19 protein-coding genes are annotated in these 20,847 nt (G+C 62.5%); 5 read left to right on the top strand and 14 right to left on the bottom strand.

Annotation, left to right across the window (positions count from 1 at the left end; all coding sequences use genetic code 11):
* Nucleotides 1-100: 100 nt before the first annotated feature.
* Complete coding sequence (locus ACMO9O_RS03160) at nt 101-1,363, top strand: phosphatase PAP2 family protein (RefSeq protein ID WP_418982168.1); 1,263 nt, start codon at nt 101-103, stop codon at nt 1,361-1,363.
* Nucleotides 1,364-1,486: 123 nt separating this feature from the next.
* Here ACMO9O_RS03160 and gdhA read toward each other — a convergent pair whose 3' ends face one another.
* The 3 genes from gdhA to ACMO9O_RS03145 all read right to left on the bottom strand — a co-directional run bounded on the left by gdhA (nt 1,487) and on the right by ACMO9O_RS03145 (nt 6,407).
* Nucleotides 1,487-2,824, bottom strand: coding sequence for an NADP-specific glutamate dehydrogenase (gdhA, locus tag ACMO9O_RS03155; RefSeq protein ID WP_418982167.1), 1,338 nt, complete (start codon nt 2,822-2,824; stop codon nt 1,487-1,489).
* 89 nt (nt 2,825-2,913) lie between these two features.
* A complete protein-coding gene (locus ACMO9O_RS03150) occupies nt 2,914-3,417 on the bottom strand; it encodes a hypothetical protein (RefSeq protein ID WP_418982166.1) in 504 nt (167 codons plus the stop codon).
* 11 nt (nt 3,418-3,428) lie between these two features.
* The gene (locus ACMO9O_RS03145) at nt 3,429-6,407 is read right to left on the bottom strand and encodes a PEP/pyruvate-binding domain-containing protein (protein WP_418982165.1); all 2,979 of its coding nucleotides are present in this window, start codon (nt 6,405-6,407) and stop codon (nt 3,429-3,431) included.
* Between the two features lie 153 nt (nt 6,408-6,560).
* Here ACMO9O_RS03145 and ACMO9O_RS03140 point away from each other — a divergent pair, with 153 nt between their 5' ends.
* The 3 genes from ACMO9O_RS03140 to ACMO9O_RS03130 all read left to right on the top strand — a co-directional run bounded on the left by ACMO9O_RS03140 (nt 6,561) and on the right by ACMO9O_RS03130 (nt 9,979).
* Nucleotides 6,561-7,769, top strand: a complete 1,209-nt coding sequence (locus ACMO9O_RS03140; protein WP_418982164.1) for a hypothetical protein — start codon at nt 6,561-6,563, stop codon at nt 7,767-7,769.
* Between the two features lie 17 nt (nt 7,770-7,786).
* A complete protein-coding gene (gene gcvT / locus ACMO9O_RS03135) occupies nt 7,787-8,887 on the top strand; it encodes a glycine cleavage system aminomethyltransferase GcvT (RefSeq protein WP_418982163.1) in 1,101 nt (366 codons plus the stop codon).
* Nucleotides 8,888-9,001: 114 nt separating this feature from the next.
* Entirely contained in the window at nt 9,002-9,979 is a 978-nt protein-coding gene (locus ACMO9O_RS03130; protein WP_418982162.1) for a dihydroorotate dehydrogenase-like protein, read from the top strand.
* An 83-nt stretch (nt 9,980-10,062) separates the two neighbouring features.
* On the opposite strand, the gene ACMO9O_RS03125 is transcribed toward ACMO9O_RS03130, so the two are convergent.
* From ACMO9O_RS03125 to ftsY, 6 genes are all read right to left on the bottom strand, one after another.
* Nucleotides 10,063-10,686 carry an HD domain-containing protein gene (locus ACMO9O_RS03125; protein WP_418982161.1) on the bottom strand — a complete coding sequence of 208 codons (624 nt, stop codon included), beginning with the start codon at nt 10,684-10,686 and terminating at the stop codon, nt 10,063-10,065.
* 376 nt (nt 10,687-11,062) lie between these two features.
* A complete protein-coding gene (gene rny / locus ACMO9O_RS03120; protein WP_418982160.1) occupies nt 11,063-12,607 on the bottom strand; it encodes a ribonuclease Y in 1,545 nt (514 codons plus the stop codon).
* A 374-nt stretch (nt 12,608-12,981) separates the two neighbouring features.
* Nucleotides 12,982-13,281, bottom strand: coding sequence for a cell division protein ZapA (locus ACMO9O_RS03115; protein ID WP_418982159.1), 300 nt, complete (start codon nt 13,279-13,281; stop codon nt 12,982-12,984).
* 117 nt (nt 13,282-13,398) lie between these two features.
* Nucleotides 13,399-13,716: a hypothetical protein gene (locus ACMO9O_RS03110; protein WP_418982158.1), complete on the bottom strand. Its 318-nt coding sequence runs from the start codon at nt 13,714-13,716 to the stop codon at nt 13,399-13,401.
* Nucleotides 13,717-13,874: 158 nt separating this feature from the next.
* Complete coding sequence (gene rimO / locus ACMO9O_RS03105) at nt 13,875-15,170, bottom strand: 30S ribosomal protein S12 methylthiotransferase RimO (protein WP_418982157.1); 1,296 nt, start codon at nt 15,168-15,170, stop codon at nt 13,875-13,877.
* Between the two features lie 31 nt (nt 15,171-15,201).
* On the bottom strand, nt 15,202-16,197 hold the full coding sequence (ftsY, locus tag ACMO9O_RS03100; RefSeq protein WP_418982156.1) for a signal recognition particle-docking protein FtsY: 996 nt from the start codon (nt 16,195-16,197) through the stop codon (nt 15,202-15,204).
* Between the two features lie 213 nt (nt 16,198-16,410).
* Here ftsY and ACMO9O_RS03095 point away from each other — a divergent pair, with 213 nt between their 5' ends.
* Nucleotides 16,411-17,388: a hypothetical protein gene (locus ACMO9O_RS03095; protein ID WP_418982155.1), complete on the top strand. Its 978-nt coding sequence runs from the start codon at nt 16,411-16,413 to the stop codon at nt 17,386-17,388.
* A 192-nt stretch (nt 17,389-17,580) separates the two neighbouring features.
* On the opposite strand, the gene ACMO9O_RS03090 is transcribed toward ACMO9O_RS03095, so the two are convergent.
* The 5 genes from ACMO9O_RS03090 to rpmB form a co-directional block, all read right to left on the bottom strand.
* The gene (locus tag ACMO9O_RS03090) at nt 17,581-18,831 is read right to left on the bottom strand and encodes a glycosyltransferase family 4 protein (protein ID WP_418982154.1); all 1,251 of its coding nucleotides are present in this window, start codon (nt 18,829-18,831) and stop codon (nt 17,581-17,583) included.
* 3 nt (nt 18,832-18,834) lie between these two features.
* The gene (locus ACMO9O_RS03085) at nt 18,835-20,034 is read right to left on the bottom strand and encodes a glycosyltransferase (protein WP_418982153.1); all 1,200 of its coding nucleotides are present in this window, start codon (nt 20,032-20,034) and stop codon (nt 18,835-18,837) included.
* A 124-nt stretch (nt 20,035-20,158) separates the two neighbouring features.
* Complete coding sequence (locus ACMO9O_RS03080) at nt 20,159-20,317, bottom strand: DUF4295 domain-containing protein (RefSeq protein WP_418982152.1); 159 nt, start codon at nt 20,315-20,317, stop codon at nt 20,159-20,161.
* A gap of 12 nt (nt 20,318-20,329) precedes the next feature.
* On the bottom strand, nt 20,330-20,512 hold the full coding sequence (gene rpmG, locus ACMO9O_RS03075; protein ID WP_087263103.1) for a 50S ribosomal protein L33: 183 nt from the start codon (nt 20,510-20,512) through the stop codon (nt 20,330-20,332).
* Nucleotides 20,513-20,526: 14 nt separating this feature from the next.
* Entirely contained in the window at nt 20,527-20,760 is a 234-nt protein-coding gene (rpmB, locus tag ACMO9O_RS03070; protein WP_009596398.1) for a 50S ribosomal protein L28, read from the bottom strand.
* Nucleotides 20,761-20,847 lie beyond the last annotated feature (87 nt).

Here is a 20,847-nt window from a genome sequence, read left to right as displayed (position 1 = left end):
GTACGCATCGTCCGCACGGCCCGCACCCTCTCACTCGTTCTCACTTATACTATACCTACTATACCCGCCACACCCATCCCGCTGCTAACCCTTATGCTCCATGCTACGCCTCCTGCTCTGCTGCCTGCTGGCAGTGTCCTGTCAGCAACTTGTCGCGCAGCATAACGACCTCGCGCAGATCGACAACGACGAGAGTTTCGCTCTGCGTTTCCACCGCCACACCTCGACGAAAGCCTACCGGATGACCTTCGTCGCCACGCCGCTGATTCTCGGAGGCGTGGCCATGATGTATTACGACCGCGATTTCCGTGAGCTGCGCAACGACTACTCCCCCAAATTCAACCGCCATTACGACAACTACCTGCAATATGCGCCCCTGGCGCTGACCTGGGGCATGAAGGCGTGCGGGCTGAAGGGCCGCAGCTCGTGGGGCCGCATGATCGTCTCGAACGCCTTTGCGGCCGGTCTGATGGCCGCCGTGGTCAACTCGCTCAAGTACTCCGTGCAGGTCGAGCGTCCCGACGGCTCGACGCGCAACTCCTTCCCCTCGGGACACACCGCCACGGCGTTCATGGCCGCGACGATCCTGCACAAGGAGTACGGCCACCGCAGCCCGTGGTTCAGCATCCTCGGCTACGCCGCCGCGACCGCTACGGGCGTCACCCGCCAGTTGAACAACCGCCATTGGATGAGCGACGTCATGGTGGGCGCGGGCATCGGTATCCTCTCCGCGGAGCTGGGTTACTTTTTGGCCGATCTGATCTATCAGGACCGGGGGCTTTATGCCTACGACAAGATGGTCGTGCTGGACCGCTACGCCAAGCCGTCGTTTTTGGGGCTGAGCGTCGGCTTCTCCACGGCGCTGGGCCGCTATTCGCCGCTGCCGGGACGGAAGGTCGTCTTCACGAGCGGGCCGACCGTCAGCATCCGAGGCGCGTGGTTCGCCACGCCCTACGTGGGTGTCGGCGGCCGCGTGCAGGCGGGCAACCTGGCCGTGACGGTCGACGACGTAGCGCAGACGGAGCGGCTGAAGAGCGCTTCGGCCGCCGCGGGCGTCTACTTCTCCTATCCCTTTACCGCGCGCTGGCTCATCGGGTCCAAAGTGCTGGGCGGTTACGAATATTATAAGACGATGGACCTCAAGGACCGGATCGACGGCACGGACCAGCACTGGATCTCCGGGAAGCTGGGCGGCCGCGGGGGATTCGTGGCCGGCACGGGCCTGACGATGGTCTACGCGGCGACGCAGCATCTGGGCGTGCGCTTCGAGACGGAGTACGACATTACCTGTCCCTCGACGCCCGGCAGCGACGAGTGGATGAGCCGCCTCTCGTTCGGTCTGGCGGTCTGCGCGCTGTTCTGACTCGGGCGCGGTTGTGTGATCGTAAGCCGCACGTCCGATCCTGCACTGCTATCCGCTGCCATTATAAAGACGGAGCGCGGACCTTCACAGCGAAGGTCCGCGCTCCTTATACACCGGGCAGGGTTAGAGGACGCCCTGCTCGACCATCGACTTGGCCACCTTCATGAAGCCGGCGATGTTCGCGCCCTTCATGTAGTTGACGTAGCCGTCCTTCTCCGTGCCGTACTCGAGGCAGGCGTGGTGAATCGACGACATGATCTGGTGCAGCTTGGCGTCGACCTCTTCGGCCGTCCAGTTGAGTTTCTGCGAGTTCTGAGTCATCTCCAGACCGGAGGTGGCCACGCCGCCGGCGTTCACCGCCTTGCCCGGTCCGTAGGGAATCTTCGCCGCGATGAAGGCGTCGATAGCCTCCGGGCGGCAGCCCATGTTCGAAACCTCGGCCACCACCTTCACGCCGTTGGCCAGCAGCTGCTTGGCGTCCTCGCCGCCCAGCTCGTTCTGCGTGGCGCACGGCATGGCGATGTCGACCTTGACCTCCCACGGCTTGCGGCCGGCGTAGAACGTCGAGCCGGGGAACTTCTTGGCATAGGGTTCCACCACGTCGTTGTTCGAAGCGCGCAGCTCGAGCATGTAGGCGATCTTCTCGGCATCCAGTCCGGCGGGATCGTGGATGTAGCCGTCGGGACCCGAGATCGTCACCACCTTAGCACCCAGCTCGGTCGCTTTGGTCGCAGCGCCCCAGGCCACGTTGCCGAAGCCCGAGATGGCGATGGTCTGTCCCTTGATGTCCATGCCTGCCTTTTCGAGCATCTGGCGCAGGAAGTAGACCGCACCGAAGCCCGTCGCCTCGGGACGGATCAGCGAACCGCCGTAGGTCATGCCCTTGCCCGTCAGCACGCCCGTGTTCTCGCGCGCCAGCTTGCGGTACATGCCGTAGAGGTAGCCGATCTCGCGGCCGCCCACGCCGATGTCACCGGCCGGAACGTCGGTCTCGGGACCGATATGGCGCCACAGTTCGACCATGAAAGCCTGGCAGAAACGCATCACCTCGCTGTCCGACTTGCCCTTGGGGTTGAAGTCCGAACCGCCCTTCGCACCGCCCATCGGCAGGGTCGTCAGCGCATTCTTGAACACCTGCTCGAAGCCGAGGAATTTGAGGATCGACGGGTTCACCGAGGGGTGGAAACGCAGACCGCCCTTGTAGGGACCGATGGCGTTGTTGAATTGGAAGCGGTAGCCCGTGTTGACCTGGGGGACGCCCTGGTCGTCGACCCAGACCACCTTGAAAGTGAAACTGCGGTCGGGCTCCACGATGCGCTCCGCGATGCGGTTGGCTTCGAACTCCGGATGCTGGTTGTAAGCGTCCTCGACGGTCATCAGAACCTCGCGCACGGCCTGCAGATATTCGCTTTCGCCGGGGTGCTTGCGCTCGAGTTCCGCCATAATTTTGTTGACGTTCATGGTAGGAAGTTTTAAAAGGTTGGTTGTTTGTTACAAATATAACAATATTTCTTATAGATTGTAACTTTCGGTCACGGAAAGTTGCAAAATTATTGTTCTTGCACCATTCGGTGGATTTCGGGGCAGCAGCCGTGTCGCGGATGGGGGGCGGCCGGGTGCAGCGCTCCTCCGAGGAGGATGAGGAAAATCGCCGCAAACGAAGCCCAGATTCCCAGGTAATAGAGCAGATGCCAGGGACGGAATCGGGTCGTCGCATCGATGGCCGAATCGGGCAGGTAAGCACCCTTTTCGCGGAAGCCCAAAAAGTCGTTGCAGTGTCCGATCGTTTCGGCAGCCTCCTTGCGCCGTTCATAATTATTTCTCAGAATCAGCGTGCAAATGGCGCACATGGCCAGTTCCAGGATACATACCCCGGTGAGGGCCAATACGGTAAAGGAAAACTGGGTCAGAAAACTGCCTAATGCCAGTTGCAGGGTCAGAAATCCCGTAAAGACCTTCAGGTCGATATGCGACAGGGTCTGCAGCAGCCGGGCCTGATCCTCGTGGCGGTAGCGGATCAGTTCGATTTTGTCTTTGTTGTCCAATTCCATCATGGCTATGCGGTTTATTCATCCCCCTCGCACACGATCCCCTTGTTCGAGCGGCCGTCGATGCAGACCCAGAGCGGCCGCTGGAAGCGCACCTGCCGGAGGTACTCCCCCTCGCGCAGGGCGGGCATCGCGTCGAGCCGCTCCGCGCGGAAGATGCCGTCGCCGCGGAAGGGGTTGATCGTCAGGTATCCCACGCCCAGCGAGGTGACGTTCTGGAAGAAGTGGGTCCCCTGCGAGGGTTCGACCTCGAACTTCTCGATGCTGCACTCGACGATCACCTTCGCCTCGGAGATGTGCGTCCACTTGACCGGCACGCCGAGGAACGGGTCCGACGAACCCCACCGGCCGGGACCGACGAGGATGTAGGAGCGCCGCTCGTCGCGCGTGAGGGCGTTGAAGCGCAGCAGCTCCTCGGCGATCCGCTCGGTCGAGAGTGAGTCGAAGGCGTCGGCCTTGACGTAGATGATGTCCGTGATGTCGGACATCATGCCGACCCCCAGCGCATTCTCGCCGTAGATCAGCGCGCGGGCGGTGTCGACCTGCTCCCAGTCGATCGGGCGGTTGTCCTGGTTGTCGATGATCGGGCGGATTTGCAGCAGGTTGAAGATCTGCTGCTGCCCGTGCGGTACGTCCATGTTGACGGCGAACTCGACCTCCACGGGGCAGCGCATCTCCTCGGCTCCCATGCGGAGAATGTCGGTGATGATCTCCGCCAGCGGAAACGTATTGTATTTGAGGATGTTGTTGAACGTGATGACACGCCGTCCCCGGTCGAACGGACTGTCCGAAATGCGTTCGTTCTCCCGGTCCCAGACCGAGGCGACGAAACGCGTCTGACGCAGCTCTCCGATCTGCGAAAGGTCGAGGCGGCGCAGGTTCACCGCGTCGTCGATCGACGTGCGGAACTCCTCGGGGCGCAGGCTCAGCGCCAGCACCTCGGTCTGCGTGTCGCGCAGGGCCAGTTCGGGGGTGGAGGTTTGCAGCACTTTCTGCGGGTAGCGGGGCGAGAAGCGCAGCGTGCGCCCGCCGTCCACGACCAGTTTTCCCAGCCCCATCGCCACGTTGCACACCCCGTCCTCGGGCCGCTCGTCGCCGATGGGGTAGCAGTTGATCGAGCGCGCCACGCCCGAAAAGGTCGGCAGGAACAGACCGTCCTGTTCCGTGCCGCACACCTCCTGGATCACCACGGCCATCTTTTCCTCCGAAAGGAGGTTCTGCGACGAAGAGATGTAGGCCCGCGAGGCGGCGAAGTAGACCGAGGCGTAGACGCTCTTGACCGCCTTGAGCAGCAGGCGGAGCATCTGGTCCTCGTTGTCCACGTAGGGGATCATGTAGGTCGAGTAGATGCCGGCGAAAGGCTGGTAGTGCGAATCCTCGAGCTTCGACGACGAGCGCACGGCCAGCGGCGTGCGCACCGTGCGGATGTAGGCTTTGAGCGCCTTCTGCAGCCGTGCGGGCAGCGTCGAGGAGACAAATTCGGAGAGCACCTCCTCGTCGGAGAACTCCTGCGAGACGATGTATTTCAGGCCGTTATTGCGGATGAACTCGTCGAAGAACTCCGTGGCGATGACCACCGAGCGTGGAATCATGATGCGCACGCCCTCGTGCTTGTCGTACTGGCGGTGTTTGATGAGCATCGAGTTCATGAACGCCAGCCCGCGGGCCTTGCCGCCCAGCGTCCCCTCGCCGATGCGGGCGAAGGCCACGGCGTCGGAGTAGGTCGCGGGGTCGAAGCGCGCCACCACGCCCTGCCCGAGCAGCGTGCGGTAGTCGCGGATGAGGTTCACCAGCGCGCGGCGGTGCTCCCCGACCGAGGCGAAGCTGCTCTTGTCGTACTGCCGGATGGAGGCGGCCAGCGGGAACAGTCCGCGGGAGTAGAGCCACTTGGAGAGGTGGTTCTGCGAGGTGTGGTACTCGAAAACCTCGTCGGGGATGGTGGCGATCAGCTGCTGCATCTGCGCTAGGTCCTTGGCGCGCCCGATCACCGCGCCCGTTTCGAGGTCACGGAAGATGAAGTCGCCGAAGGCGAACTCGCTGGCAATGTAGTCGTGCAGCTCGGTGAGCAGCGTTTTGGAGTTCTTGGCGATGAACCCGACGCCCAGCTCGCGCGCCGCGGCCTCGAACTCGGTCTGCGACGACTGCAGCAACACGGGCATCAGCGGGTTGTCCTGCCGGATGCGGCGGCAGAGGTCGATCCCTGCGTCGCGCTTCTCGGCCGAGGGCGGATCGTCGCGGTGCAGCACGAACCCCACGTCGGAGATCACGCCCAGGAGGTTCTTCTTGTAGCGGTCGTAGAACTCTACGGCTTCGTCGTAGGAGGTGGCCAGCAGAATCTTGGGCCTGGCCCGCTTGCGGAGGACCTGCTGCTGCTCGTTGAAGGCGTCCTTGAGGAACTCGGTGTTCTGCAGCAGGATCAGCTTGTACAGCTCGGGCAGGTAGGTCGAGTAGAAGCGGATCGAGTCCTCGACCAGCAGGATGGCCTGCACGCCGCCCTGGGCGATGTCCTCCTCGGCGTTCATCTTGTCCTCCACCAACTTGATGATGGCGATGATCAGCTCCGTGTTGCCGTGCCACGAGAAGATGTAGTCCAGCCCCGAGCGGTCCTGCTCCTCGATGCGGCGGTAGATGTCCTTCGAGAAGGAGGTCAGCAGCGCCACGGGCGTATGCGGGTGGCGCTCTTTGACAATCTTGGCGAAGGTGAAGACGTCGGGTTCACCCACGTTGTACATCGTGAGGATGAAATCGAACGAATCGTCGTCGGCGAGCAGCTCCAGCGCCTCGGCCGTCGAACTCACGCGCGAGAACGAGGGCGGATTCGAGAGGTTCAGGTCGAGGTACTCCTGGTTGATCTGCGACTCGATGTGGCCGTCCTCCTCGAGGATGTAGCCGTCGTAGCTGCAGCAGACCAGCAGGATTTTGTGGATGCGGTACTTCATGAAGTCGTACCCCGGTTTGTCCTCGTCGGGCAGGTATCTTTCCAGGCTTTTGTCCATCGTGTTACAAATATAGCTTTTGTTGCGTTCGGAAGCAAACCCGCGGGCCTTCATTTTTTGCGGGGTCCGTTATCCGGGCGCAGTATGCCAAAATTAACGAAAAAATAGTTATCTTTGGCAGGATCAACGAATATTGGACTTAAGCGATCAGCAATGAATCCGAAAAACTATGTTTTGCAGGAGGTCACCGCGCCTGCCCAGGTGCGCGAGTGGCTGGACCTGCCCAAACGTATCTATAAGGGCAACCGCAACTGGGTCTGCCCGCTGGACGTAGACGTGGAGGAGGTCTTCGATCCGGCGAAAAACGAACTCTTCGCCGACGGGGAGGCGGTTCGCTGGGTCGTGCGCGACGCCGCGAACCGCGTCGTGGGGCGCATCGCCGCTTTCTACAACCGCGAGAAAGCCGCTATCGAGGAGCAGCTGACCGGAGGCTGCGGCTTCTTCGAGGCCGTCGACGACCAGCAGGTCGCCGACATGCTCTTCGATGCCTCGCGCATGTGGCTGGCAAGCCGCGGCATGGAGGCGATGGACGGGCCGATCAACTTCGGGCAGCGGCGCGACTGGTGGGGGCTGCTGGTCGAGGGCTACGAGTTCCAGCCGCTCTACAAGAACCCCTATAATCCGCCTTACTACAAGGAGCTGTTTGAGAATTACGGCTTCCGGAACTATTTCAACCAGCACAGCTTCGTCTGGCGGGCCAACGTCTCGGAGGCCAGCGCCCGCATCTTCGACCGCGCCGAGCGGCTCTACGCCACGCCCGGCTACCGCGTCGAGAATATCGACATGCGCAACCTGGAGGAGCAGGCCGAGAACTTCCGGCTGGTCTACAACAAGGCGTGGGCGCTGTTCTCGGGCGTGCGGCCCATGTCGCAGGAGGAGGCGATGCAGATGATGCGGCAGATGAAGCCGCTGATCGACCCCAACATCATCTTCTTCGCCTACTTCAACGACGAACCCATCGGCTTCTTCATTACCGTTCCCGACCTGAACCGCCTGATCGGCAAGTTCAACGGCAAGTTCGGCTGGTGGCAGAAACTCCGTCTGCTGTGGGACCTGAAGGTGCGCAAGCAGGGCGACCGCATCTTCGGGGTGATCTTCGGCATCGCCCCCGAGTTCCACGGCAAGGGGGTCGAATCGGCGATCATGGTCAAGTACTGGCACTTCATGATGGAGCAGCAGACCCGCTACAAGACGTTGGAGCTGGCGTGGATCGGCGACTTCAACCCGGTGATGAACCGCATGATCGAGACCTACGTCTGCGCCACACGCCACAAGGTGCACACCACCTACCGCTACCTGTTCGACCGCGAAAAGGAGTTCCACCGCTGTCCGCGGCTGGGCGTGAAGCGCCGTTACGAATGAAACCTTAAAACCGTTCTATGAAAACTACCGTATTTACCAAGTATCACCGTGCCGCGGGGGCCAAGATGGCCGAATTTGCGGGGTACGACATGCCCATCGAGTTTACGGGCATCAACGACGAGCACCTGGCGGTGCGCAGCGGGGCCGGCGTCTTCGATGTGAGCCACATGGGCGAAATCTGGGTCAAGGGCCCGCGCGCTGTTGAGCTGTTGCAGCGCATCACCACCAACGATGTTGCGAAACTCTTCGACGGCAAAGTGCAGTATTCGTGCATGCCCAACGGCCGCGGCGGCATCGTGGACGACATTCTGGTCTACCGCATCGACGCCGAAACCTACATGCTCTGCGTCAACGCCGCCAACATCGAAAAGGACTGGGCCCACATCTGCGCCGAAGGGGCGAAGCTGGGCATGGAGGCGGGCCACGGCAAGGAGCTTTACAACGCTTCGGACGAGATTTGCCAGCTGGCCGTGCAGGGTCCGCTGGCGATGAAGATCGTGCAGAAGATGTGCGCGGAGCCGGTCGAGGAGATGGAGTACTATACCTTTAAGAAGATGCCCGTCGCCGGCTGCGATGCGATCCTCTCGATCACGGGTTATACGGGTTCGGGCGGCTGCGAAATCTATGCGGCCAACGAGGACGGCGACAAGATCTGGAAGGCGCTCTGGGAAGCGGGCGAGGAGTTCGGGCTGAAGAGCATCGGCCTCGGCGCGCGCGATACGCTGCGGCTGGAGAAGGGCTTCTGCCTCTACGGCAACGACATCGACGACACCACCTCGCCCATCGAGGCCGGACTGGGGTGGATCACCAAGTTCGCCGAAGGAAAGGATTTCATCGACCGCGCCGGGATGGAGCGGCAGAAGGCCGAAGGCGTCAGCCGCAAGCTGGTGGGATTCCGGATGATCGACCGCGGCATTCCGCGTCACGGCTATACGCTGGCCGCACCCGACGGCACGCCGATCGGACAGGTTACCTCCGGCACGATGTCGCCCTGTCTGAAGGTTGGCATCGGGATGGGCTACGTGAAACCCGAGTATGCCAAGCCGGGGAGCGAGATCGCGGTGATCGTCCGCGAGAAACCCGTCCGGGCCGAGGTGGTGAAGATTCCCTTTGTCTAAGGATTGGATCGGAATTCTACTCCGGAGGGCGCATGCTCTCCGGATTTTTTATGCGCCGACAGCGGAGCGCTTCGGCACGAAAATCGCGGACCGGACGGAAAAAATCGAATACCTATGAAGACCACCTATCTCGGATTGGAGCTTTCAAGCCCCGTCGTGGTGAGCAGTTCGCCCTACACGGCCGAACCGGACCGGATCGCGCAATGCGCCCGCCACGGCGCGGGGGCCGTCGTCCTGAAGTCGATCTTCGAGGAGCAGATCGTGCGCGAGGCCGCGGCCCTCGAGCACGCCTCGCAGCAGCCGGGCATGGGCGATGCGGGGGAGTATCTCGAGCGTTATCTGGGCGAGGAGTACAAGGCCCGCTTCCTGCAGCTAATCCGCGACGCACGTGCGACGGGTATTCCGGTCATCGCCAGCATCAACTGCACGGCCGGCTCCCCCGCCTGGGTCGATTACGCGGTGGCGATGGAGCAGGCTGGCGCTTCGGCGCTCGAACTGAATATCTTCCTGCTGCCGACGGACAGCTGCATGAAGTCGCAGCAACTCGAATACCAGTACGCCGAGGTGGTCGACCGGGTGGCTGCGGCGGTCGGCATCCCCGTCTCCGTGAAGTTGCCGATGCGCCTCACGAACGTATTGTCGGTCGCCGATTCGCTGCTGAGCCGCGGAGCGCGGGGCGTGGTGCTCTTCAACCGCTTTTTCGAGCCGGACATCGACATCGAGCGGATGGCGTTCACCGCGGGCGATCCGTTCAGCCGGCCGTCGGAGCTGCGCAACGTCCTGCGCAGCACGGCCCTCTGCTCGACGGTCCTGCCGCTGCTCGACGTGGCCGTATCGACGGGCGTGCACGACGGCGAGGCGGCCGTGAAGGCGATACTGTGCGGCGCAAGCGCGGTCGAGGTCTGCACGGCGATCCACCGGCACGGCTATGAGGTCATCGCCTCGATCGACCGCTTCATCGACCGGTGGGCCAGGCGGCACGGGTTTGCCGCGCTGCCCGAATTTCGGGGCCGGATGGATTTCGGACACGCCGGCGACGATGGTTTCCAGCGCGTGCAGTATGTGAAATACTTTCCGCACGAGACGCGGTAAAAGTTGCCGGCCGGGCTTTCAGCGTCCGCTCTCCTGCGCGTAAATCCGGTCGAACAGTTGCCTGAGTTTCGGTCTGTCGCGCATCATCGCCCGGTCTCTTCGGCGTAGATGCACTCGAACGTTTCCCGCAGCCTCCGTCCGTCGCGCATCAACCGCCGCAGCTCCTCCAGCCGCCGGGCGTTGTCCGATTCCGCGATCCAGAGCCGCAGATAACCCCCTTCGGCATATTTCTTTCGCAGGTGTTCCCGACAGCGTGCGTATTGCTCTTCCCGCCCGAGCGCCGGGTGGTTGGCCAGTCCGTACTGTATTGTACGGCGGACGATCGTCTCGGGGTCGATCACACGATCGGCCTCGGCGACGATCCGGCCGTAGAGGGTGCGCGGTTCGTGATCCAACGAGGCACGGTGATCCTCCGCGGCCTCGCGCATGGTGGCGATCTGTTCGGGCGAGAACCAGCGGCGCAGCTCGTTATCTTCGGCCAGGATGCGACCCGCATCGAGGTGATGCCGTTCGCGCCCGAATGCCAGCCCGGTGTCGTGATAGGCGGCGATGGTGTAGACCATATCGCGGTCGACGGGGTAGTGTTCGGCCAGCGCAAGGCTCTGCGCAATGACCGTCCGCACGTGGTCGATGCCGTGTGCCCGGTCGAAATGGTCGTAGCGGGGAATGATCCGCCGCTCGATATAGGCTTCAAGCTCTTTGTTCATGAGCGAAAGATACGAAAAAGTCCCTCCTTAACCAAGGAGGGACTTAGGAAGGGTTATCGGTATGACCTTAATGGCCTGTCCGGGAAGGGGACCTTACTTGGCGTAGGAAACGGCCCTTGTTTCGCGGATGATGGTAATCTTGACCAGACCCGGCTACAAAAGTCCCTCCTTAACCAAGGAGGGATTTAGGGAGGATTGTCTATATGCCATTATGGTTTGCCCGGGAAGGGGACCTTACTTGGCCTAGGAAACGGGCCTTGTTTCGCGGATCACGGTGATCTTGACCTGACCCGGTTACAAAAAGTCCCTCCTTATCAAAGGAGGGATTTAGGAAGGATTGTCTGTATGGCCTCGATGGCCGATCCGGCAAGAGGCGTTACTTGGCGTAGGAAACGGCCCTTGTTTCGCGGATCACGGTGATCTTGACCTGACCCGGATAGGTCATCTCGTCCTGGATCTTCTTGGCGATGTCGTGCGACAGCCCCTCCGACTCCTGGTCCGAGAGTTTGTCCGCCCCGACGATCACCCGCAGTTCGCGGCCCGCCTGGATCGCGTAGGTCTTCACCACGCCCGGGTACGACAGGGCGATGTCCTCCATCTCCTTGAGCCGTTTGATGTAGCTCTCGACCACCTCGCGGCGCGCTCCGGGACGGGCGCCCGAGATGGCGTCGCAGACCTGGATGATGGGGGCGATCAGCGAGGTCATCTCCACCTCGTCGTGGTGGGCGCCGATGGCATTGCACACCTCGGGCTTCTCCTTGAACTTCTCGGCGAGCTTCATGCCGATGATTGCGTGCGGCAGTTCCGGCTCGTCGTCGGGCACTTTGCCGATGTCGTGCAGCAGTCCGGCGCGGCGCGCCACCTTAGGGTTGAGGCCCAGTTCGGCGGCCATGATGCCCGCCAGGTTGGCCGTTTCGCGGGCGTGCTGCAACAGGTTCTGCCCGTAGGACGAACGGTATTTCATCTTGCCGATCATGCGGATCAGTTCGGGATGCAGTCCGTGGATACCCAGGTCGATGGTCGTGCGTTTGCCCACCTCGACGATCTCCTCCTCGATCTGCTTCTGCACCTTGGCCACGACCTCCTCGATGCGTGCGGGGTGGATGCGGCCGTCGGTCACCAGCTGGTGGAGCGCCAGACGGGCGATTTCGCGGCGAACGGGGTCGAAGCCCGAGAGAATGATGGCCTCGGGCGTGTCGTCGACGATGATCTCGATGCCGGTCGCGGCCTCCAGCGCACGAATGTTGCGCCCCTCGCGGCCGATGATGCGGCCCTTCACTTCGTCGCTCTCGATGTTGAAGACCGTCACGGCGTTCTCGATGGCCGTCTCGGTCGCCACGCGCTGGATCGAAGCCACGATGATGCGCTTGGCCTCCTTCGTGGCGGTCATCTTCGCCTCCTCGACCGTCTCGTTGATGTAGGCGGCGGCTTCGGTCTTGGCCTCGGCCTTCATATTTTCGACCAGGATGTTCTTGGCGTCTTGGGAACTCATGCCTGAAATCTGCTCCAGCCGCGCGTTCTGTTCGCGCTGCATCTGGTCGACCTCCTCCTTCTTGTGTTCGAGAATCTGCAGCTGATTTTGCAGCTGCTCCTTGAGCCGGTCGTTCTCGCGGATCTTGTTCTCCAGGTCGCGCTGCTGGTTCTGGAGGTTCTGTTCGATCTGCTTGGCGCGCTGTTCGCTCTGGGCGATCTTCTGGTTGCGCTCGTTGACCTGGCGGTCGTACTCGCTCTTGAGTTGTATGAACTTCTCCTTCGCCTGTAGGATTTTCTCCTTTCGGATCATCTCGCCCTCCGCCTCCGCCTCCTTGATGGCGGCTTCGCGGCGCTTGCGGATGCCCGTCTTGATCACCAGGTTGGTGACCGCGGCATAGAGCGCGACGGCCGCCACGGCGGTGATGCAGACTATCAAAACGATATTCATGGGTCTTAACGTGTTTTTAAAGTGAATATTAGGTGATTGAATGACGTATCATAAAAAAACCGCATAGGATTCCTTAGTCTTGTTTGACGAATCTGCAAGATAGGTCACGTGTGGGGGCTCCGACAATCGCAACCTTCCAACGGCACGCAGGACGTGCACCCCGAAGGGTCAAGGCCTGGTTTTGAAGCGCCGTGAGTAGCCCCAATTTAAAAAGTGTTCAGTTTCGCAAAGCTGTAAGGAATCTATGCGGGTAGATTTTTCCTTCGTATGTTAAAGAACCTCGTTCACCGCTCTAACGGGGCGGTGCGCCGGTTTATTGCACGCCATCGGTCGGCGCCGCGGTTTTCGTTCCGGGCCGAAGCCCCCTCGCTCGCTCAGCCTTTAAGGGTGTTCAGGTAGGCGTCGACCTCCCGGTCGATCTCTTCCAGGTGTCGAAGCTCCTCGCTGCCTACTTCGCGGCTCTGTCGCAGGTCTACCAGCGCGATGGCGAATTTGAGCGCTGCCATCGACAGGTAATCCGGATCGGTCCAGTTGCGGAAGTTGTTCTGCTTTATCAGCGCAAGGTAGTTGTTCACCTCCCGTTCGGCCAGCCGGTAGACCTCCTCCTTTTCGCTCTCGATGTTGAGCGAATAGCTCTTGCCTGCTATTTTGAGCGTGATCGCCTGTTGTGCCATTTCGTTTATTCCTTTCGTTCTCCCCTCACGTTCTCTCTCCCTCAGTTCTCCCGCTCCCTCTTCGTCGTGTCGGTCCCTTGGTGGAACCTCTCGCTTATTGCGTTGCCGTGCCCGGGGTCAGGCCCCTGTCTCCGGAGCGGCCGGGTCGGGCCTCCCGAGCAGTGCGATGCACTTGTCCACCTCCCGCATAAGACGGTTGACGCGTGCCCGCGCTTTTTCCCGGTCGCGGCTCGTGCCCGCAAGCCCCTCTGTGAGCTGCATGCGTTGCAGCTCGGCGTCGAGTTCGCGGATGCGCTCCTGCAACGCGCGGTTCTCGGCCCGAAGCTCGTCGCGCTGCGCCGTCAGCTCCCCGCAAAGCCCCGTCAACCGGCGATGGTCGTCGATAAGGGCGCGCATGCGCGCCTCGAGATTGACTATTACGTTTTTTTCGGCCATCGTTGTGCGGTCGCTTGTTGGAAACTGCTCTCCAAAGGTAGGAAAAAGAACGGAAAATTACAAATTTTTCTCGGCCGCCTCCCCTCCCACCGAACCAAACCCGTTCGTCGGGGCGGCCGGCGGCGCACCTCCGGACCGGTCGCAGGTTCCCAGACGGGTCACCGGACCACGCTGCCGTACAAATCGTATTCTTCGGCCGAATCGATCCTCACGTCGTAGAAATGCCCGCGCAGCAGGCGGCGTTGGGATGCGGGGATCAGAATCTCCTGGTCCACCTCCGGGGAGTCGAACTGCGTGCGCCCGACGTAGAAATTGCCCTGCCGGGAGTCGATCAGCACCCGTTCGGTGCGCCCCACGCGGAGGCGGTTGTTCTCGCAGGCGATCTGCTGCTGGAGCGCCATGATCCGCTCCGCCCGCTGCTGCTTGACCGCTTCCGGTATGTCGTCGCGCAGCTCCCGGGCCGAATAGGTCCCCTCCTCCTCGGAGTAGGGAAAGACCCCCAGCCGCTCGAAACGCACCTCGCGCACGAACTGCATCAGCTCCTCGAAATCGGCCTCCGTCTCACCGGGATAACCGACCAGCAGCGTGGTGCGCAGCGCCAGATCGGGGATCGCCTCCCGCAGCCGGCGGATCAGCTCCGTTGCCTCGGCTTTCGTGTGACGGCGGTGCATGGCCGCGAGCTGCGCGTCGGAGATGTGCTGGAAGGGGATATCGAGGTATTTGCAGATTTTCGGCTCCGAGGCCATGACGGCGATCACCTCCTCGGGGAACGCCGCCGGATAGGCGTAGTGGAGGCGGATCCACGCGATCCCCTCGATGCGGCACAGGCGGCGCAGCAGCTCGGCGAGCATGCGGCGGCCGTAGAGGTCGATGCCGTAGTAGGTCGTGTCCTGCGCGATGACGATCAACTCCTTCACCCCCGCAGCGGCCAGCTTGCGGGCCTCCTCTTCGAGCGTCTCCATCGGTACGGAGACGTGTTCGCCGCGGATGAGCGGGATGGCGCAGTAGCCGCACTTCCAGTTGCACCCCTCCGAAATCTTCAGGTAGGCGTAGTGCCGTGGCGTGGTCAGGTGGCGCTCGGTGGCCAGCGCCGGCTCCTCCGACGCCTCGAGCACCCGGACGATGCCGTCCCACGTGCGTGCTCCGAAGTATTCGTCCACCTCGGGAATCTCGGCGCGCAGTTCGTCGGCGTAGCGCTCCGAGAGACAGCCCACGACGAAGAGCCGGTCGATGCGGCCCGCCTGTTTGGCCGCGGCGGCGCGCAGGATCAGGTCGATCGACTCCTGCTTGGCGTCGCCGATGAATCCGCAGGTGTTGATGACGACCGTTCGGGCGTCGGTGCGGTCGCTGTCGAAGACGACCCGGTAACCCGCCGCCGCGAGGCGGGCCATCAGGTGTTCGCTGTCGACCGTGTTCTTCGAACAGCCGAGCGTTATGACGTTGATTTTCTTCATCGTATGGTTCGGGCCGGGTTTCATCCGCCCGCTACTTGTTCTCGCCGAACAGCGCGTCGACGAACGCTTTCCGGTCGAAGATGCGCAGGTGGTCGATCCCCTCGCCGATGCCGATGTAGCGCACCGGGATGCGGAACTGGTCGCTGATGCCGATCACCACGCCCCCCTTGGCCGTGCCGTCGAGCTTGGTGATGGCCAGCGAGGTGACCTGCGTGGCGGAGGTGAACTGGCGCGCCTGCTCGAAGGCGTTCTGCCCCGTCGAGCCGTCGAGCACGAGCATCACCTCGTGCGGCGCGCCGGGGATGACCTTCGCCATGACGTTGCGGATCTTGGTCAGCTCGTTCATCAGCCCCACCTTGTTGTGCAGACGGCCCGCGGTGTCGATCAGCACCACGTCCGCACCGTTGGCCTTCGCCGAGGTCAGCGTGTCGAAGGCGACCGATGCGGGGTCGGAACCCATCTCCTGCCGGATCATGGTGGCTCCGGCGCGGTCGGCCCATACCTTGAGCTGGTCGATGGCCGCGGCGCGGAACGTGTCGGCGGCCCCGATCCACACCTTGCGCCCCGCCTTGGTCAGCTGCGCCGCCAGCTTGCCGATGGTGGTGGTCTTGCCCGCGCCGTTCACGCCGACGACCAGCACCACGTAGGGTTCCCCCTCGCGGGCGTCGAGGCCGAAGTGGTCGGCCGAGCCGTGCGACTCTTCGAGCAGCCGGGCCACCTCGTCGCGCAGGATCGCCTGCAGTTCCGAGGCGTTCATATACTTGTCGCGTGCCGCGCGCTCCTCGATGCGGCGGATGATCTTGACGGTCGTCTCCACGCCCACGTCCGAGGTGACCAGGATCTCCTCCAGCTCGTCGAGCACGTCGGCATCGACCGTCGAGCGGCCTGCGACCGCGCGCGCCAGCCGGGAGAAAATCCCGCTCTTGGTCTTCTCCAGCCCGGCGGTCAGCTCCTCCTGCTCCCGCTGCGTCTCCTCCGCGGAGGGGGCGTCCGAGGGGCGTTTCCTGAAAATATCGAAAAATGCCATATTGCTGTTTGAATTAGGATCTGAGCACAAAGATAGCAAGAAAGTTTGGAAAAAAACGTTATATTTGTCGAGTATAAACCCGGCTTGGACAGGCCGCGCCCGGCATGACGCTTCCCGCCCGGCTTGCGCTCTCTTCGTGCGGGAGAGACTTTCGCCCGGACGGGCAGCGTCTTCCCGCAAACGAGCCTCTCCTGGCCCCTTACCGTTTTTGTTATGATGAAAAGAACCATGCTGCTGCTGGCGGCGATCGTCGGCACGTGGACCGTTGCGGCCCAGGACCTGATCGTAAAATCCGACGCGACCCGCATCGAGGCCAAGGTCACGGAGATTGCGCCGGACGCCATCCGCTACAAGCGTTTCTCGAACCCCGACGGTCCGACCTACGTACTGCCCGTCGGCGATGTCGCCTACATCCAATACGCCAACGGCGAGAAGGAGACGTTCCGTGCGCCGCAAAGCGCGCCCCCGGCGACGCTGACGCCCGCTGCGCCCGCGGCCCGGCCTGCCGCTCCTGCGCCTTCGGCTGTTACGGCCGCTCCGGCGACCCCGACCCCGGCGCCTGCCGCTCCCGCTCCCGCGCCCGCTCCGGTTGCCTCCGTCTCCCAGCCTGCTGCGACGACTTCGGGCGGCGAATACGTCCTCAAGCACTACGAGATCGGCGAATACTACGACCGCGACGGGGTGAAAGGGGTGGTCTGCGCCCTTTCGGACGACAAACTGCACGGACTGATCATCTCGCTCGACGAAGAGTATCTGCACTGGAGCGCGTTCCGCAAACCCGATTTGCGGCTGGTCGGAACCGACGACCGCTCCGACGGGGCGGTGAACATGGAGAAGGTGGCGGAGTACATCGCGGCGAACAACCTTACGTGGGACGATTTTCCAGCGTTCAAGTGGTGTCGGGAGAAGGGCGAGGGGTGGTATCTGCCCTCGATCGACGAGCTGCTGACCATCGGACACAACTACAACGGCGGCTCGCGCATGTCGAACAACCGGCAGGCCCGCAACCGCTTCAACGACGCGCTCAAAGAGCACGGCGGCAAGCGCATGGACCGGCTGGTCTACTACTTCTCCTCGACCGAGATGGACGAGAAGAACGCCTTTACCAGCCATACGGGCATCGAACCGCCCTATGTGATCGAGATCCCCAAGTACAACAAATTCCTCGTGCGCGCCGTCCGCAAATTCTGACGGACGGGGAGGGGGCGTAAGAGCGCCGTCCGCAATTTCGATAGCAGGAGGCGAAAAGACGTCCTTCGCAATGCTGGCGGGAGAAGGCGAAAATATGTCGTCAGCAAATTCTGACGGGGTCGATTCTTTAAGAAACCGAAAAAGGCTGCCCGGAGCGATTCCGGGCAGCCTTTTTCTTGTCCGGGCGTGCCGTCACAGGCGGTCGATGATGCCGCGCAGTTTGCGGATGATTCCCTCCCAGTCGTAATGCGCCCGGACGTAGGCGGGCCCTTTGGCCCCCAACTCCCGGCGCAGTCCGTCGTCGGTGAGCAGGCGGTGCAGCTTGCGGCGGAAATCCCGCTTCCCGCGATACCACCACGCCGCACCGCTCTTTTCGCAGTGGTCCTTCATCACCTCCGCCCGTCCGTTCACCAGCGCCGGAACCCCGGCGGCGAGGGCTTCGAGCATCAGCAGCGAGAGGCTTTCGTGCGGCGAGGGGTTGACCATCACTGTCGCATGGCGGATCAGCGCGCTCTTCTCCGCGTCGGAGACGAAGCCCGTGAAGAGGACCCGCGGCGAATCGGTCTTGCGGAATGCCGGGTCGATGCCGCCCGCCAGCACCAGCTTGGCGTCGGTCCCGCTTCGTTCGGCGTAGCGCAAAAAGTCAGGGATCAGCGTGCGGACCTTGCCGGGGGTGATGCGGCCCAGGTAGAGGACGTAGCGCTCCGGCAGGCCGTATTTGGCGCGCACCTCCGCCCAGTCGGACTCGGGCGCGGGGTCCAGCCCCGCCCCGAGCACGCTGCCCGGAGCCATCGCCCGCCCGAAGAGACCGCGGCAAAGCCGCTCCTCGGCGGGGGCGTTGAAAGCGATATGCCGGACGCGGGTGAAGACCTCGGTCTGTAGGCTGTAATAGAGCGACCGGTCGGGATGGGCCAGCGGTATAAGGATCGTCTTTTCGGGGGCGATCAGGCTGCCCAGCACGGTCTGGCTGAAGAAGTAGTTCATGAAGATCAGCGCCGCGTAGTCGTCGCGGTGCTCGGCGATAAAATGCAGCATCGCGGGCGTGTGGCCTTTCTGCGCCTCGAAGTAGCGGCGCTCGGCCGTGCAGCCCCACCCCCAGCGGGGATGGCGGTCGGCCAGCGGCCGCAGCAGACCCGCTTTCGAGAGGTAGTAGCGGATGCGGCGCACCGTCTTGCTGCGGCGGCGCAGCGCGCGGAAGCGTTCCCCGTCGACGGGTGCGGGGCGGAAGCGGCGTACTTCGACGCCGTTTTCCACCTGCACGCCCTCGGGATAGTCCTGCGCCGGATCGTCGAAGACGCGCATCGTGGTGGTCAGCACCTCGACGCGGTAGTAGGGGAGTAGCCGTTCGGCCAGCATGCGGCAGTGGACCTCCGCGCCGCCGTTGACCTCGGCGCCGTAGCGGATGATGACCAGCGCGATCTTTTTCTTCGGGGTGTTTTCCATCGTCTAAAGCGCTTCGATCAGGCGGAGCCACTCTCGCCCGACGACTTCCAATACATAGTTCTCCGCGGCCCGGTAGCCGTTCTCCCGCAGCCGCTCCTGCAGCGCTTCGTCGCGCATGGCCGCCAGCAGCCGCTCGGCGTACTTCCGCTCGCTGAAAGCGGGAACCGGGATGCCCGCCTCGCCGTCGCAGGTGATCGTGCGGATCGCCTCGGACGAATCGAACGAAACGGGTATTGCGCCGTACTGCTGTCCCTCGACCAGCGACAGCCCCCACCCTTCGAAATCGGAGGTGAGGCAGACGAAAGAGGCTTCGCGGTAGAAGGGCGCGACATCGGTCCGGTGGCCGAGAAATTCGACGTTCGCAAGCCCCAGCCGTTGGGCGAGCCGGTGGAGGGCGTCCCACTCCCTGCCGCGGCCGACGATCCGCAGTTTCCAGTCGGGTTCCGCGGCTTCGATCCGCCGCCAGATGCGCAGCAGGCGGTCGACGCGCTTGTCCTCGTAGTTCAGACGGCCGGCATATAGGACGACTTTCGCCTTGGGCGTGCGGACGGGTTCGGCGGCCGGGAGCAGCGGATTGAAGATCGAAAGGAACTTCTCCGCAGGAGCGTCGCCGCCCGGATAGCCCGATTCGCGGAGCAGCCGGGCCATCTGGTCGCGGTATTGGGGGCAGAGCATCACCATGCGGTCCAGGTGGGGCAGCATGGCGGCGTAGAGCCTGAGCGTGCGCCGCCGGATCTTTCCGGTCCAGCGGTTGAGCGGCCGGCGCAGCAGCAGAAATTCGAGCTTGCGCGCCCACGTGGGGTCGGGAATGTCGGCCGCGCGTTTGCTGCGGGCGGCATACACCTCCCACAAGGGGACGCTGTGCAGGCAGAAGACGATGCGGCAGGCGGTCTGCCGGCGCAGCTCCTCGAAAGGGGCGATGGTGACCCCCTGCACCACGAGCAGGTCGACGCCCTCTTCGCGCAGCGAACGGCTCAGCGCGTCGGGGTCGATGCGGATGCGCTTGCCGGGCAGGCGCTTCACGTCGCGCAGCTCGAAGTCGCGGCGGTCCTCGTCGGGCAGAATGTCGTCGTAACGCGACAGCGCGTAGATTACCACGCGGTAACCCTGTCCGAGGAAGAAGCGCCCCAGGTTGCGGCTCACGGTCTCGCCGCCGCCGCCCGGGTACTGCCAGTTCAAAAAGGCGATTGTTCCGATCTGCATGCGCGTGTGAAATTTTCCCAAAGTTACCTCTTCCCGCCTGAAATAGCAAATTCCGGCCCGGATAAATACAAAGGGCATCCTTGAGGGATGCCCTTTGTATTTTAAGAGTCGGCTCTTAAAAATACTATTTCTTCTCTTCGAAGAACTCCTTGACCTGGTCGTTGGGAATGACGCCCTCCTTGAACATGTAAGCGCCGGTCTTGTCCGACTTGACCATCTTGATGCACTTGGTAAAGTTCTTACCCGTGCCGGTTTTCAGCGTTGCGACTACTTTCTTTGCCATAACGGTAGGTTACTATTTGATTTCACGGTGAACGGTGACGCGCTTGAGGAACGGGTTGTACTTCTTGCGCTCCAGACGCTCCGGCGTGTTCTTCTTGTTCTTGGTGGTGATGTAACGGGACATTCCCGCAACTCCGCTCTCCTTCTGTTCGGTGCATTCGAGGATGACCTGCACCCGGTTGCCTTTCTTTGCCATTGGTTACTGGTTTTTTAATAGACGCTCTTGGGGGCGGCCGCTTCGCGCAGGGCGACTGCGAGACCCTTCTTGTTGATTGTTTTCATGCCGGCGGCCGATACCTTCAGGGTAATCCAGCGGCCCTCCTGCTCGGACCAGAAACGCTTGGTTTTCAGATTGGGACTGAATTTGCGTTTGGTCTTGTGGTGCGAGTGCGAGACGTTGTTGCCCACGATCGCCACCTTGCCTGTGATTTCGCAAACTTTCATGATTGTGTGATTTAGTTAATGCCCTCCGGGGTCGAGGCCCGATAAGAAGCCTGCAAATATACAATCTTTTCGGCAAATAGCCAAAGC

Source organism: Alistipes sp. (assembly GCF_048465635.1).
Classification (GTDB): Bacteria; Bacteroidota; Bacteroidia; order Bacteroidales; family Rikenellaceae; genus Alistipes.
The sequence above is the reverse complement of the archived record's forward strand: the minus strand, read 5'-3'. Positions and strand labels throughout refer to the sequence as shown.